This window comes from Nitrospirota bacterium (assembly GCA_016178585.1).
Classification (GTDB): Bacteria; Nitrospirota; Nitrospiria; order JACQBW01; family JACQBW01; genus JACOTA01.
Map to the genome: position 1 here is coordinate 1 of JACOTA010000020.1, position 14,757 is coordinate 14,757.

At 44.3% G+C, this 14,757-nt stretch carries 18 protein-coding genes; 11 read left to right on the plus strand and 7 right to left on the minus strand.

Features of this window, described 5'->3' with window-relative positions:
* Together HYR79_03775 and HYR79_03780 are read left to right on the plus strand one after the other, a co-directional pair.
* Positions 1–192, plus strand: a 192-nt coding sequence (locus HYR79_03775; GenBank protein MBI1820810.1) for a hypothetical protein, incomplete at its 5' end; no start/stop codon positions are given.
* A 2-nt stretch (positions 193–194) separates the two neighbouring features.
* Positions 195–350 (plus strand): hypothetical protein, encoded by a 156-nt coding sequence (locus HYR79_03780; GenBank protein MBI1820811.1) that lies wholly within the window; start codon positions 195–197, stop codon positions 348–350.
* Positions 351–519: 169 nt separating this feature from the next.
* On the opposite strand, the gene HYR79_03785 is transcribed toward HYR79_03780, so the two are convergent.
* Positions 520–960: a hypothetical protein gene (locus HYR79_03785; protein MBI1820812.1), complete on the minus strand. Its 441-nt coding sequence runs from the start codon at positions 958–960 to the stop codon at positions 520–522.
* 525 nt (positions 961–1,485) lie between these two features.
* Between HYR79_03785 and HYR79_03790 the strand changes: the two genes are divergently transcribed.
* Complete coding sequence (locus HYR79_03790; protein MBI1820813.1) at positions 1,486–1,983, plus strand: polyribonucleotide nucleotidyltransferase; 498 nt, start codon at positions 1,486–1,488, stop codon at positions 1,981–1,983.
* Positions 1,984–2,178: 195 nt separating this feature from the next.
* Here HYR79_03790 and HYR79_03795 read toward each other — a convergent pair whose 3' ends face one another.
* Entirely contained in the window at positions 2,179–2,565 is a 387-nt protein-coding gene (locus HYR79_03795; GenBank protein MBI1820814.1) for a hypothetical protein, read from the minus strand.
* Positions 2,566–2,853: 288 nt separating this feature from the next.
* Complete coding sequence (locus tag HYR79_03800) at positions 2,854–3,066, minus strand: type II toxin-antitoxin system HicB family antitoxin (GenBank protein MBI1820815.1); 213 nt, start codon at positions 3,064–3,066, stop codon at positions 2,854–2,856.
* 473 nt (positions 3,067–3,539) lie between these two features.
* On the opposite strand from HYR79_03800, the gene HYR79_03805 reads away from it, so the two are divergent.
* From HYR79_03805 to HYR79_03820, 4 genes are all read left to right on the plus strand, one after another.
* Positions 3,540–4,154: a DUF47 domain-containing protein gene (locus tag HYR79_03805; GenBank protein ID MBI1820816.1), complete on the plus strand. Its 615-nt coding sequence runs from the start codon at positions 3,540–3,542 to the stop codon at positions 4,152–4,154.
* Complete coding sequence (locus HYR79_03810; protein ID MBI1820817.1) at positions 4,154–5,143, plus strand: inorganic phosphate transporter; 990 nt, start codon at positions 4,154–4,156, stop codon at positions 5,141–5,143. The genes HYR79_03805 and HYR79_03810 overlap by 1 nt, the downstream gene beginning before the upstream one ends.
* 179 nt (positions 5,144–5,322) lie before the next feature.
* The gene (locus tag HYR79_03815) at positions 5,323–5,646 is read left to right on the plus strand and encodes a co-chaperone GroES (protein ID MBI1820818.1); all 324 of its coding nucleotides are present in this window, start codon (positions 5,323–5,325) and stop codon (positions 5,644–5,646) included.
* Between the two features lie 6 nt (positions 5,647–5,652).
* On the plus strand, positions 5,653–6,234 hold the full coding sequence (locus HYR79_03820; protein ID MBI1820819.1) for a MarC family protein: 582 nt from the start codon (positions 5,653–5,655) through the stop codon (positions 6,232–6,234).
* A 188-nt stretch (positions 6,235–6,422) separates the two neighbouring features.
* Here HYR79_03820 and hemL read toward each other — a convergent pair whose 3' ends face one another.
* Positions 6,423–7,700 (minus strand): glutamate-1-semialdehyde 2,1-aminomutase, encoded by a 1,278-nt coding sequence (hemL, locus tag HYR79_03825; GenBank protein MBI1820820.1) that lies wholly within the window; start codon positions 7,698–7,700, stop codon positions 6,423–6,425.
* 123 nt (positions 7,701–7,823) lie between these two features.
* Here hemL and HYR79_03830 point away from each other — a divergent pair, with 123 nt between their 5' ends.
* The 4 genes from HYR79_03830 to HYR79_03845 all read left to right on the plus strand — a co-directional run bounded on the left by HYR79_03830 (position 7,824) and on the right by HYR79_03845 (position 12,140).
* The gene (locus HYR79_03830; GenBank protein ID MBI1820821.1) at positions 7,824–8,384 is read left to right on the plus strand and encodes a hypothetical protein; all 561 of its coding nucleotides are present in this window, start codon (positions 7,824–7,826) and stop codon (positions 8,382–8,384) included.
* Between the two features lie 156 nt (positions 8,385–8,540).
* Positions 8,541–9,185: an HAD-IA family hydrolase gene (locus HYR79_03835; protein ID MBI1820822.1), complete on the plus strand. Its 645-nt coding sequence runs from the start codon at positions 8,541–8,543 to the stop codon at positions 9,183–9,185.
* Positions 9,186–9,193: 8 nt separating this feature from the next.
* Positions 9,194–10,705, plus strand: a complete 1,512-nt coding sequence (locus HYR79_03840) for an insulinase family protein (GenBank protein MBI1820823.1) — start codon at positions 9,194–9,196, stop codon at positions 10,703–10,705.
* 103 nt (positions 10,706–10,808) lie between these two features.
* Positions 10,809–12,140, plus strand: coding sequence for an insulinase family protein (locus HYR79_03845; GenBank protein ID MBI1820824.1), 1,332 nt, complete (start codon positions 10,809–10,811; stop codon positions 12,138–12,140).
* 197 nt (positions 12,141–12,337) lie between these two features.
* Here the strand turns inward: HYR79_03845 and HYR79_03850 are convergent, their stop codons facing one another.
* Genes HYR79_03850 through HYR79_03860 form a run of 3 tightly spaced genes read right to left on the minus strand, consistent with a single transcriptional unit; the run spans position 12,338 to position 14,757 of the window.
* Entirely contained in the window at positions 12,338–13,093 is a 756-nt protein-coding gene (locus HYR79_03850; GenBank protein ID MBI1820825.1) for a gamma-glutamyl-gamma-aminobutyrate hydrolase family protein, read from the minus strand.
* Entirely contained in the window at positions 13,090–14,079 is a 990-nt protein-coding gene (locus tag HYR79_03855; protein MBI1820826.1) for a hypothetical protein, read from the minus strand. Before HYR79_03855 ends, HYR79_03850 begins: the two co-directional genes overlap by 4 nt.
* 24 nt (positions 14,080–14,103) lie before the next feature.
* Complete coding sequence (locus HYR79_03860) at positions 14,104–14,757, minus strand: tetratricopeptide repeat protein (GenBank protein ID MBI1820827.1); 654 nt, start codon at positions 14,755–14,757, stop codon at positions 14,104–14,106.

Below are 14,757 nucleotides of genomic sequence, written 5' to 3' on the forward strand. Positions count from 1 at the left end.
GAGTTTCATAGGGGGCTTGAATGCTACCTGGCTGGAGAAACGGCGGCAAAAAAAATGGTCGAAACGATAAAACGGGAAATCAGAAATAAACGGTTAAGGCAGTTCCTGTTGGGGAAACCCCAACCCTCAAACCTTTCAAAACCCAACGGCAAACAGGCCCTTTATTTTAAAGAAATCAATGAAGAGGCTTGATCATGGTTTGGGAATATCGGGTAGAGGAACTCAGTGATGTCCAAATGGCAAATCAGCTTAATTTTATTGGCGTAGAAGGATGGGAACTGGTCTATATCCACTATAAAGAAAACGCCCCTTTCCCTTTCCTTTGTTTTTTCAAACGCCAAAAGGAATAGAGCGCCATTATATAACTTTCTATCGTTCGAATATTGAGGCTATATTCCTCTCTGCTCCGGCTCCGAAATTTACCACCTGTCTTAACAGACATGATGGAAGGGTAAACAAATTTCGAAGAGGTCGCTGAAGAGGAACATATCCTCAATATTCTTTAGCCTAACATATAGTCTATTTAGAAATGATTTTTTCGAGGGTTTGTTTGGCGCTTTCGACCTGTTTTTTAGCTTTCGGATTAAGTTGCGCGAGGCTCACCTCTGTCTCAGAAATCAGTTGATTTAATGGCCGAAGCTGTTTTTTTAACTCACCCTGCGAGAGACCTTCCGCTTTTTCCAGTTTAGTCCGGGCTTCTTTTACCTCGTTAACCGCGCTCCCGAAATTTTTTTCATCCAGGGCCGCAGAAGCCAAAGTCAAATGATCTTTGGAATCATTCAGCGCCATCCAGAGACGAATGCCTTTGATCGTGTGGTCAAGGTGCGAAGTCTGCGAAGAAATTTCGGATTGTATTCCGGAGAATGAATGAGGGAGGTGAAACGACTGTTTTTCCCCGAAATAATACCCCATCCCAAACGTGATAACGGAAAACACCAGCCAAAAAAAAGTTTTGATCATACCCACATCCCCTTTTTATGTAGGATGAGTTTATCTTACTTCTTCAGGATTGAAAAGAAAAATCACTTTTATTTTATTTCTTTTTTAATCAACAGTTTTTGAACTAAGGACAGATAATTAACAATTTTGTTAATTATCTGTCCTTACTATTGGATATGGCAAGTCAGTAGTTTCCGGTTAATCTTGTTCGAAGAACACGAAAACTCTTTATTGATAAGAATTTCAGAGCATTCTCGGATGGATTCGACTTCAATTTCGTCTTGATATTCAGACATCCGGATATAAATTAACGGACATCTTAAAGTAAAGGTCTTCTCTCCCCCTTACGAGAGAGGCTGGGTGAGGGCAAAAGAGAAAACCTGGTGCCATTCTAATATAAGGCAAAAGCCTTCGGAGTTACGCTTTTCATCCTGCACGACTTGACATCTTGTGTTTCGGAGATAGATTTATAGAAAGGTTAGGTCTGGCTAAAATAGTGTGCTGGACTAGCTGGAGTTACCCTTTGGTATGGAGGCATGAACTAACATGAAAAGTGTCATTAAGAAATGTTCAAAGAGATTCATATCAGGTATCTTGTCTATGGCTATTTTACTGGAGGTTGTTTCCTGTGGAACAATTCTTTACCCGGAGAGGCAGGGTCAAAAGTCTGGTCAGATTGATATCGCTGTAGCCGCACTGGATGCAGTCGGACTGTTATTTTTCATCATACCAGGCGTAGTTGCCTTTGCCGTTGATTTCAATAATGGCGCCATTTACATGCCTTCGGGTCAAAGAAGACATTTGAAAATAGAGGGTAAAGCGCTAAACCCGGAGCAGGGCGCTGGAGAGGAGATTATAAAAGTAAAGCTAGAAATCCTTAATCGGGAATCCATCCAACGAACGGTAGCCCAGCAGACCGGACATCAAATTCGGTTAGATGATCACAATCTGATCGTAATGAAAATGGATTCGGGAGCGGATATCGGCCGGGAACTAAGCCGGTTAAGTTCACAAAACGATAAAACTATGTTTGTAAAAAAATGATGTTGGATTAATTAAGTTTTTCTTTCTTAAGAAAAATCCCTTTCCAAAAGAAGGAGACAAACAAGAAAATGACAGGAAGGGGAAGGCAGGCTTATGAATAAAGCCCCTTTCTTTTTAAGGAAAGGGGCTGAAAATATTTCTTTATTTTTTGTATCAGAAAAATGAAGCCATTTTTCTGATTAAGAGAAAAAATCTTTAATCAACAGAGTATTTTTGTTCAATTTTATGCCGCTCTCTACGATATTCTTCTTCAGAAATTTCTTTTTTATCTAGCTTTTCTTCAACAACTTCAAGTTCTTTTTTCATTTTTTGCTTTGCTCTAAGCACGGTTTCATCATGATTGATGACCAGGGCACCTTCATACCCGGCGATCGGATCCCAGAGAATCGAGAACGGCCATAGCAAAAGGTCTACGACTCCAAGCCCCCATTGCCGAGTATAAAAAGAGCCTCCTCCCGGCAAAATACCTAAAGCGGTAGCAGTTCCAGGGCTTTTTTCTTCTACATACACACCATCTTGGGCTTTATATTGTTCAAGTTCTGACTTCTGTCTAGAATTTAAGGTTGCACATCCAAAAGTCATTGAGCAAAAAAGTATAATAAAGACTCCATTGACAAAAGTTCTTCCGATGTTCATTTAAAACCTCCTTAGAATATAAGTAATACTAAAATGGGGAAAATACCTTTTGCTAATCTAAACATTTACAATAGCAATGTCAATATAATTGATATACATTGAATAACAGCAGACAGAAAAATCGTACTAAGGCAAGAGATAAATTTCTTGCTTGTTTTTGGATTTGGGGGTGGGCAACCCAATGACCAAAGATTTAGTCTGGCAGGTGTGAGCGAACGGAGAGGTGGGGGAACCTTATGCCAGCATTAACCGACGTCCCTTTGGTTTGGGAACAGGTTCATGAAATTCATTAGCCGTATCAATCCACAACTGGATTGCCTCTCTTGCGTTAACCAGGGCCATTTCCTGAGTGTTTCCATGGGCCATACATCCGGGCAATTCTGGCACTTCAGCGATAAAAGTTTGATCCTCATCGCTCCAGTAAATGATGACTTCGTACCGATCTATCATTCTTTGTCTCCAATTTTGTATTTTAAAATTATAGTGCGAACTTGACGCACTTGATAGATTTTCGCTTTGCTTCCATCACATTGGAGATTAATTTTCTCCTCCACGCCCTGTTTCCTGAAAATATGGTGGCTTCCACGAATACGTTCTTCAAATCCCATATTTATGAGTAACTGACACAATTCATCGAAACGAATATTGGCATCAGAGGTTCCCTGTAGAATCCGGAGAAGAATTTTGTCAGACTTAGCCATGATGATTGACGGGTTTGCTGATTGTGTCGAATAAACACGTGGGTGAAGCCTTTTAAAGGCCACGGTAGAAAGATGGTACGACAAACGGCGGGAGGATTCAAGCTAAAAAACCGGGAATCACTTTAAAAATCACTTTAAAATTTCTTGCTTGTTTTTTGATTTGGGGGTATCTTAATCAACGTTTTATCCATTTTTTGATTATTTAAGATAAGGTGTTTCATGTTTAATTTTTTGCCTAAAGAAGAAAAGTTCTTTGAGCTGTTTATCGAGTCTTCAAAAAACATTCACCGGGGCGGATTGGCGATCAAAAAGGTGATGGAACCGGGGGCTGATATCGAAAAGCGGGTAAGAGAAGTTAAAGACATCGAGCATCAGGGGGATTCGATCACCCACGAAATTATTAAAAAATTGAATAAGACCTTCATTACGCCGATAGACCGCGAGGATATCTACGCCCTGGCCGGGGCGCTGGACGATGTCCTTGACCTTACCGACGCGGCGGCCAATAAGATGGTGATTTTTAAGATCACCCAGGCGACTCCCGAGGCCAGAAGCCTGGCCGATATTATTTGCCAGTGCACGGCCGAAGTCGTCAGAACCGTGTCCCTTTTGGGAAAAGGGGAGATCGATTCCGCTCATTTTATAGAAATTAACCGGCTCGAAAATGAGGCCGACCGGGTGTTGAATGACGCACTGGCAAAACTCTTTGAAGAAGAAAAAGATCCGATCACGATCCTTAAATGGAAAGAAATTTATGAAAATCTTGAAGAAGCGACCGATCGCTGTGAAGATGTTTCAAATATCCTGGAAAGTATTTCCCTGAAAAACACTTGATGGAACCGGTCTACCTTCTAGTTGTTGTCATTATTCTGGCGCTGATTTTCGATTTCATCAATGGCTTTCATGACTCTGCCAATGCGATTGCCACAGTGATTTCGACACGTGTGATGACCCCGAAAATGGGTATTTCCATGGCCGCAATCATGAACCTGATCGGGGCCTTTGCGGGAACTGAAGTGGCCAAAACGGTCGGATCAGGCCTGGTCGCGGTGGAAGCGGTGACCCAGGTGACCATCATTTCGGCTCTGATCGCGGCCATTATCTGGGACCTCATTACCTGGTATTTTGGTCTGCCCACCAGTTCAAGCCATGCCCTTTTAGCCGCGCTGGTCGGGGCTGGAATCGCGACCGGCGGTTTTAAGGTACTCATCTGGGGAGGGCTAAAAAAGATACTCATTGCTTTGTTGCTCTCTCCGCTTTTCGGATTTGCAATCGGTTGGCTGGTGATGGTTGGACTTTATTGGCTTTTTCAGAAAAGCACGCCTTCGACTGTGACCTCCATTTCTCAGAAACTTCAAATCCTGTCCGCCTCTTACATGGCCTTCAGTCATGGAAGTAATGATTCGCAAAAATCAATGGGAATTATTACCGCCGCCCTCGTTAGTTTTTATTCCTGGAAGGAGTTTCGGGTTCCTGTCTGGGTCATTATTTTATGCGCGATCGCCATGGCGGTCGGGACCGCCTTTGGCGGGTGGAGAATTATTCGTACTTTAGGCCTGAAACTTACTGCGTTAAAGCCGGTTCATGGTTTTGCGGCGGAAATGTCCGCGGCCTCAGTCATCGAAATGGCTTCCCATATCGGCGTTCCGATCAGCACCACCCACACCATCAGCGCTTCAATTATGGGCGTGGGCGCAACAAGGCGGCTTTCAGCGGTGAAATGGGGAATAGGAATCAATATTGTTTGGGCCTGGATCTTGACGCTACCCGCATGTGCGGTGATGGCCTGGTTTGTTTGCAAGATGCTCAAACTCATAGTATGATATCAGGCAACAAAAAACGTAACGTTTATATAAGAATCAATATTCATAAATGAAGCAGCCGGCTTAGCCGGTGCGAAACGCGGGGTTCGGGAGAGAAAAACTTAGCTTCGCTGCGAGACCGCTCGCGAGCAAGCTTTGTGGCACAGGCTCCTGAATATAATAATCAGAAAGGAACAACGATGAAATTCAGACCGTTACATGACTGGATCCTGATTGACCAGGATTCAACCGTAGAAAAGAGTAAAGGGGGAATTTATTTTCCGGAAAGCGCTAAAGAAAAAACCCAAACCGGAGAAGTTATCGCGGTGGGCGAAGGAAAGTTAGAGGAAGAGGACGATAAAAAGGGCAAGTCCAAAGAAAAAAAAGAAAAGAAGTTTGTTAAAACGGTTGTTAAGCCGGGCCAGCGGGTATTTTTTGAGAAATATGGCTCCACCCAGGTGGAGATCGAAGGGAAAGAACTTCTTTTGGTCAGAGAACGGGACGTCCTCGGCTATACTGAGTAAAGCCGGATGATGACCTCGTTTTATTTTACCTTTATTCCCCTGTTTGTAGCCATTGATGTGTTGGGTGTCCTTCCGGTTTATTTTACACTGACGGAGGGGTTTCCGAAGGAAACCAAAAAGAAGATTATTACTCAGTCGATCGCTACCGCCTTTATGGTCGCGGTCTCGTTTATCTTTATCGGCCGGTGGGTTTTTTTGATTCTCGGCATTCGTGTAGAAGATTTTATGATTGCCGGAGGGATTCTTCTCTTGATCTTTGCGATCACAGAAATACTGAGGCAGGGAGAAAGGAAGATATTAACCGGGGAGAGCATGGGCATTGTCCCGTTAGGCACGCCGATTATCGCCGGACCGGCGACCCTGACGACGGCGTTAGTTTTGGTGGGATCTTATCCGATTCCGTTGGTGATATTTTCGATCTTTGTTAACCTCATTTTTGCCTGGTTTGTTTTTTATGAAGCAGATTGGATTATTAAAGTATTAGGCATTAACGGATCAAGAGCGGTGGGGAAAGTGGCGGGGCTTCTGCTGGCGGCGATTGCGGTTAGTTTGATGCGAAGGGGCATCATGGGCCTCCTCGCCTCCTAACCGTCGATAAGGGGCCATTTGCTGCGTTGTCACTTCACCCTCGCATCCTCACGTACTAACTTTGTACGCTCCGGTGCCTTCAAAGCTACAGCTTGCGACCCACTTCTAAAAATTACAATGGAGGAAGTCCCCGAAGGGGGCCACTGACCCCTTCTCGACGGTTAGCCGAACCGTAGTTTTTCGTTGGATCATAGTTTTTTAAACACTTTTCTTGTTGCTTTAATGGTTTTTTCCAGGTCTTTTTCGGTATGGGCGGTCGAGAGGAACGACGTTTCAAACTGAGAAGGAGGAAAATAAATTCCTTCTTTCAGCATGAGGGAGAAAAACTTTCCATATTTCCGGGTATCCGAACTTTTGGCCGACTGATAATCGATGACGATTTTGGGTGTAAAAAAACAGGTAAACATCGACCCGAATTTGTTCACGGAAAAAGGAATATTTTCTTTCTTTGCGGCGTTTTCAATTTCCCGGACCAGAAAAGCCGTTTTTTCATTCAAATCCCGATATAAGTTCTTTTTCCGCAGGAGTTTAAGCATAGCAATGCCTGCCGTCATGGCGAGAGGATTGCCGGATAAGGTTCCTGCCTGATAAACCGGGCCGGAGGGCGCAACATGGGCCATGATTTTTCTTCTCCCGCCATAAGCGCCGACCGGAAGCCCCCCGCCGATAATTTTCCCCAGACAGGTCAAATCGGGAACAACCCCATAGAGCTCCTGAGCCCCGCCATAGGAAACCCTAAATCCGGTGATGACTTCATCAAAAATCAATAAACTCCCGTTGTCGTCGCAAAGCTCTCTTAAGCCCTGAAGGAATCCTTTAACGGGTGGCACGAGGCCCATATTCCCCGCGACCGGTTCAACGATGACGGCCGCGAGCTGTGAACCAAATTTTTGCATCACTTTGTGAACGGCGTCCAAATCATTATAAGGAACGGTGAGGGTATGTTTTGCAAAATCCCTCGGGATTCCGGCGCTATCGGGGATCCCTAAAGTGGCCACTCCAGATCCGGCTTTGGCCAGAAGACTATCTGAATGACCATGGTAGCACCCTTCAAACTTCAGGATTTTATCCCGCTTCGTGTATCCTCTGGCTAAACGGAGGGCGCTTAAACCCGCTTCCGTTCCTGAGCTGACCATTCGCACCATCTCAATCGAAGGGATGGCCGCATGAATGAGCTGAGCCATTTCAACTTCGAGAGCGGTTGGGGCGCCGAAACTCGTTCCATTTTTGAGGGCATTTTTTATTTTCGCGAGAATGACCGGATGAGAGTGCCCCAAGATCATCGGCCCCCATGAAAGGACATAATCGATATAGGTCCGTTGATCTTCATCCGTAATTTTAGAACCCTGAGCTTTTTTGATAAACAAGGGGTTCCCCCCAACGGCCTTAAAAGCCCGAACAGGGCTGTTGACGCCTCCAGGAATCAAGGCCTGGGCTTTCCGAAATAAAATTTGCGATTTTGTCATTCTTTTCTCCAGATTTAGAAAGTTGTATTCTACTCATGACAAAAGTCCAATTCAAGGCAAATAAATGTTGAAACGAAAAGAATATTCCCTTATATTAACCTGATTATTGTTCCGGAGGTTTTGATGGAAGGCCAAGAAGAAAATCCGGACGTGCCTAAAGGTTTTTCTTCCTTAATCACGGGAACAGTTATTCCTGTCCTTTTATTTCTGGGTCTTCTCTGGGTCGGCATAAAGTTTTTAATTCCCACTGTCGAATATAAAGAACCTGCCGAAGTCAAAGCGGCTCCTCTGACTCAAATTCATGAAGGGGTCAACATGGAGTGGAGAAAGGATTACGAGTTCTATATCGTCAGGGAAGGCCATGTTTTATTCGTTTTAAGCGCGAAGGATAAGACCGCGGAAAAATTTTTTCATCAAAAAGCTTTGGTGATGTGGATCCCGGACCGGGATCAGTTTGTCGAGCAAAATCACGGGAGTCTTTATGACCGCCGTGGAAACGCCGTCGGAGGAGGAACGGTGTGGCCGTTAGATCGTCTGGCGGTTCGTTTAAATGACGCGGGAGAGGTCATTGTGGATCCCCGAAACGTTCAAAATATGGATGGGGAAACAAAAAAGGTCAATAATCAATACAGTGTTGAAGAGGGTAGCCGCGAAGTGGAACCCTTTTTCCTCAGAATTCCTTGAGACTGTTGTAAAAGTCCAACTGCTTTGTTCTCGCCTCTTGACTTCCTCGACGCACCGACTAAGTGCGTCTGCGTTGTCTTCGGGGCTGCGGCCTCGCATTTGGAGCTTTTTCAACAGTCTCTTGCGGAAATGTCATAAAATGAATGAAAGGAAAAATTGGAAGAATTTGATTTATTGATGTTTGATCTCGACGGGACCCTCCTCGATACCAAGGAGGATCTGGCCCGGTCGGTCAATTTATGTTTGAAAGAACTGGGATTTCCAGAAAAAGACCATCAGGCCATTTATGGGTATATCGGGGATGGCGTGAGGAAACTTCTTGGCAAGGCCATTGGGATTGAATCGGGACCCGTTTTTGAAAACGCCATCCATGTATTTAGAAAACATTACATGGATCACCTGCTTGATACCACGCGTTTCTATCCTGGCATGGAAAAGGTTTTAGAACATTTTAAACATAAACTGCTGGCGGTGGTGACCAATAAACCTGCCGATTATACTTCCAGAATCATAGACGGCCTTGGCATCAGAAATCATTTTTCGCTCATCTCGGGAAGTGTTCCAGGAGGCAAACTAAAACCAGACCCCCAAATGCTTTCCGACGTCATGGATGATCTGGAGATTTCTCCGAACCGGGCGCTCATGGTCGGAGACGGCGTCAATGATATTTTAGCCGCTCGAAGTGCGGGTGCAAAATCCTGTGCGGTCGGCTATGGCCTGACCCTTCCTGAGCGTTTAAAAGAAGCCTCGCCGGATTACTTTTGTAATGATATTTTGAGCCTGATCGGATTGATCAAGTAGGGGAACTTATGTTTTTTAGGATAACGTCCGCAATTATTTTAGTCACCAGCCTGGTGATGTCTGCTCCTGCGATTACTCTGGGTGATGAGTTGTCCCGGCGGGTGATCAAACATGAGTTTAAAAACGGCCTGGTTTTGCTGATGGTTGAAAGGCATACCTCTCCAACCATTTCCTTTAATATTACCTATAAAGCGGGTTCGGTTAACGAGCAGACCGGAATCACCGGGATTGCCCATCTTTATGAGCACATGGCCTTTAAAGGGACTGAAAAAGTCGGAACCAAAAACTATAAACTTGAAAAACCGGCTTTAGATGAAATGGAAAAGGTTTTTTTTCAGTTAAAGTCGGAACGGGCCTTGGGCGACCGGGGAGACTCCGTGAAAATTGAGAAACTGGAAGAGGCTCTTGATGTTTTAGAAAAAAAAGGAGAATCCTTTGCGATTCCAAATGAAATCGGTGAAATCTATGGAAGAAACGGGGCCGTAGGGTTTAATGCTTCAACCGGAAAGGACATGACCCAATATGTGGTCAGTCTCCCTTCTAACCGGCTTTCCCTCTGGATTGCGCTCGAGAGTGACCGCATGACCCATCCGGTTCTCAGAGAGTTTTATAAGGAAAAACAGGTTGTTTTGGAAGAAAGACGCCTCCGATATGAAAATTCCCCCGGGGGAAAACTTTACGAGGCGCTTTTACGGACAGCTTTTTGGGTTCACCCTTACGGTCTTCCCGGTATCGGGTGGACTCAGGATGTTCAGTCTTTATCCGCGTCACAGACTAAAGAATTTTTTAAAACGTATTATGGCATTAACAATATTGTCATTGCGATTGTCGGAGATATCCATCCGGACCAGGTGATTGCCGAAATGGCTAAAACCTTTGGTCAAATTTCCGCTCCTTCTCTCCCGCCGCCTGTTTCATTGGTAGAACCTCTCCAGGAAGGGGAGCGCCGGGTCCATATTGAATATGATGCGAATCCGATCCTTGAGATGGCCTTTCATAAACCGGGAATCGGTGACCCTGACCAAATGATCTTTGATATGATCGATTCTCTTCTTTCGGATGGGAGGACATCAAGAATGTACAAACATCTGGTGACTCAAAAACAGATTGCGTTAACGGTGGGAACGGATTCCGCCACCCCCGGGGAGAAATATCCGAACCTTTTTGTCATTTCTGCCGCGCCTCGCGCCCCTCATTCGCCCGGGGAGCTGGAAAAAGCGATTGATGAGGAATTAAATCTACTTAAAAAAGAGCCGGTCACTCCTTCTGAATTTCAAAAAATGATTAATCAGTTTGACGGCTATCTCGTTCGGTCGCTTGAGTCGAACAGTGGTTTGGCAAGCCAGCTCGCCTATTATGAAGCGGTGGCGGGAGATTGGAAATATATCCTGAAACTTCGACAGGAGATGGAAAAGGTCAAACCTGAAGATATCATCCGGGTTGCCAGGAAGTATTTTGTCGATAAAAATAAAATCGTGGCGACTTTAAGCAAGCCCGATGTTACAGTAAAGGCTCCCTGAATCCATGCATTTATCTGAATCTTTTAAAAAACAGATTAGTTTTTTTTCAATAATTTTTTGGTTATTTTTGCTCTCATTTGAGGCAAACGCTGAATTTTTACCCTTGAAATTTCCTCCACTTGATTTTCATCCTCCGAAAGGGGAAAGATTGGTTTTACCCAACGGAATGATTTTATATCTGTTGGAAGATCATGAACTTCCGTTGATCAATATTTCTGCAACCATTCAGACTGGAAGTTTTTATGAACCTGCCGATCAGATTGGTTTGGCTTCCCTTACGGGAGCTTTAATGCGAACGGGCGGAGCCGGCGATAAAACGGGTGACGAGATCGATGAAATTTTGGAAAACCTTTCGGCCAGCATTTCCACGGGAATCGGCGGGGATTCTGGCTATGCCTCCTTAAATGTTTTGACCCGGGACATTAACAAAGGCTTTGATTTATTTGCGGATGTTTTAATGAGTCCCCGATTTTCGGAGGAGAAACTGGAGATCCTTAAAAATCAAGAAATCGAAAATATTCGCCGAAAGAACGACAACCCTTCGCCCATCGCAGGGCGGGAATTCGCAAAACTTCTCTATGGAGCGGAAACACCTTATGCCAGAGAAGCAACCCTTGAAACCGTTTCAAGAATTAAACGCCAGGATTGCGTCGATTTTTATTCCCGTTATTTTCATCCGGACGCCATGATTTTGGGAATTACCGGGGATTTTAAGAAGGAGGAAATGGTTCAGAAGATCGCCAACAAGTTCAACGGCTGGAAAAAGCGAACAGAGCCCCTTCCCTCCCTTAAACCCATTCCGGTTGAGTTTAAACCTTCCGTCAGTCAGATTGAAAAGGCCCTTACCCAATCTTATATCCGTATCGGTCACCTGGGTGTGAAGCAGAGCAATCCCGATTATTATGCTTTATCCATCATGAACGATATTCTGGGGGGGCAGACTTTTTCAAGCCGGTTATTTAAAGAGGTTCGGACCCAAAAAGGGCTCGCCTATTCTGTCGGTTCTGCCCTTAATCCTGGAAATATGGAGGTGGGGACCTTTTTTGCTTATTGTCAAACGATGTCAAAAAATACGGTAAAGGCTATTTCCGCGATTAAAGAGAATATTAAGAAAATGCAGGAAACGCCGGTTACCCCGGAAGAACTTCAGTTAGCAAAAGACTCCTTCCTTAATTCTTTTATTTTTTCCTTCACGACGCCCTCTCAAATTGTTTCGAGGCAGATTTATCTGGAATATTATCATTTACCGGAAGATTATATGGAACAGTTCAGAAATGAAGTCTCTAAAGTGACGGCAGAGGACATTTTGAGAGTCGCAAAAAAATATCTCCATCCCGATGGATTAACGTTGTTGGTTGTTGGGGACCCTGATAAATTTGACCAACCGTTATCGGTCTTCGGACCTGTCCATACTCTTCCACTTTCGTCTAATTAAATTTGATTTTTAATTTAAAAGTATCCCTTCAGTGAACGGTGAGCATTTACGAAAGTGCTTGGTATGCCATGAATGGAGACTTCGATGAATTTAGATTATCCCACCTTAATATAAAATCCAGAGATGAGGATAAATTCATCGGCGTCGGAGAGAATGGCGTTCCAGGCGCTTGAGAACCGTTGACTAAACGATTACCTTTAATTCTTAGAGGCTTTTGCAGCTTGAATGAAGGCTGTGAAAATTTTTTTTGATGAAATGTCGGTTTTATAGAGCCATTCCGGATGCCATTGAACGCCGATGGCAAAGGGGTGGCTGACATGCTCGATTCCTTCCACGATGCCATCGGGTGAGAGTGCGTTGATTTTTAAACTCCTTCCTGGTTTTTTAATCGCCTGATGGTGGGAAGAATTCACCGTGATAAGCGTTTGGCCTAAAATCCTGAAAAGAAGGGAATCCCTGGAAATGTTGACCTGATGGGTCTTTTTCACCGCGGGCTTCTTCTGACGATGGACCAGAGAGGTTTGAATTTGGGAGGGAATGTCCTGGATCAGCGAACCTTTCAATGCGACATTGAACACCTGAGCGCCCCCGCAGATCCCTAACAGGGGTTTATGATGTTTCAAGGCAAGGCGGCACAAACCCATTTCAAATTGAAATCTTAAAGGTTGAATCAGGGGAAAACGAAATTTTTGTTTCTCGCCGTATAAAGAAGGAGGGAGATCGGGTCCGCTTCCCGTTAAGAGGAGTCCGTCGATTTTGGAGAAAATCAATTCGGTCGCTTTCTTCTTTTCAGAGAAAGGGAGGAGAACGGGTATTCCGCCCAGATCCCATATCGCGTCGGCGTAACGAGTTCTTAAGAAATAAGTGGGTTCTTTCCCTCCAAACTCATTCCGGTTTCCGTTAAAATCCGGGGTGATTCCAATGACCGGCCTTGCGTGACTTTTCTTTTTCATTTAAAAAGGTAATCTATTCCAGTCGTTAGACGATTGACGGTATAATTTGCATAAGATTTATTCGAGTCCCATCTAAAGTATTCATATCCTATTTTCCAGGTCCATCTAGGGGTGAGTTTGAAATAATTGGTTCCCGCGAGGTTATTCGCCAGGTCATCGCGCCCTCCATGGAGGGGCTCAGCCGGGTCGGCGGTATAATGTTTTTTCCTGAATCCAACCTTCAACCTGAAATAATCTTCCGGCGAAACATGATGCGTGACCGAAAAGGCGATCCCTGGAGACGTGTAATCGGTATCATCGTTAAAGGGGACAGTGGAACCCACGAGGGTCCGGAAACCTTTCCGGGATTGACTGACTTCGTAAGCCAACCCCGCGATGGCGGTTGTTTGTTTGTCCATTCGCAGGGTCAAATCGACGCCAAGAGTCTGACCCATCGCGCTTCGAAAAACAAAGGGTGTACTGTAATTTTTTAGAGTATATTTTTCATAAATATATAAATTATAACTTTGGCTGAAATCTTTATCCAGAGAAAGCGTAAATACCTGCAGGCGGTAGTTCAGACCGGTATCAATCGACCCTTGCCCGCTAGAAATATCTTCTTCCCGGAGGACTAAATTCGGAATTAAGGTGTACTTAAGGTTGAGAAAGGCTTTATTTCCGATGCCCTGCTCAAAAAGAACGGAATAAGTTTGATAATTCAAGGGGGAATATCGAGAAAAAATATCGGACGAAACATACACGACGAGCTTTTGAGAAAAAAGCGCGTCCCTTCTTTTCATTTTGAAGGTTAAATAAGGTTCAAAAACAAAATCGCCGGTTGTCGTCGAGGTATTGTTCGCCGTATTGAAAACATAAATGGCGTTGTCAGTATAGATTAAATCGAGGCCTGCCCGGTACTGAAGAAGGGGATTTTCAGCCGCAGCGGCGTCAACGAGCGTAAAAAATTGAAAAAGGGAGAATAGGAATAAAAGTTTTAATCTTTTCATTATGTTTCCTTTTAAATCAAAGGGCTACGGTTTTTCGTGAGGGAAATTCTTTTTGTTGAGCTTGTCCAAAAAGGCATGCGCCTGCTTTGAAAATTTCCCTTCAGGGTCAAGCTCCAGATATCGCTTAAACATCGAAATAGCTTTTTCACTTTCGGTGAGGTCCATAAATAACGCGCCCAGCGTATAAAACACCTTCCCATTTTCAGGATCTTTCTCAATGACCCATTGATATTGCTGAATGGCTTCCTTCTTTTGCCCTTTGCCTAAAAGGGCGTGCCCTAAATTTAAATGGGCCCCGTAATGGGAAGGGGCAAGGGCAATGGTCTTTCTATATTCCTGAATTTCCTCATCAAAGAGTTTTTTATAGTAATACACCAGGGCCAGGTTATAGTGAGCGGTCGCGTCTTTAGGATCCTGAGCGATGACTTTTTGCAACTCTTTAAAAGCTTGGTCATAATGGGCTTGCCGTAAATAGGCCACGGCCAGATTATTTCTTCCTTTGGTATCCATTGGGTTTTTTTGAAGGTATTCTTTAAGATAAAAAATACCTTCCTGAGTATTCCCGGCTTCCAATGCTTGATACCCCTTTTGAGATAAAGAGGGCTCCGTGCAGCTCCCGGCGGCGCTCAAGAGGATCAATAATCCGAATATTAGAAAGCGGCGATTTCTTTTTTTCAT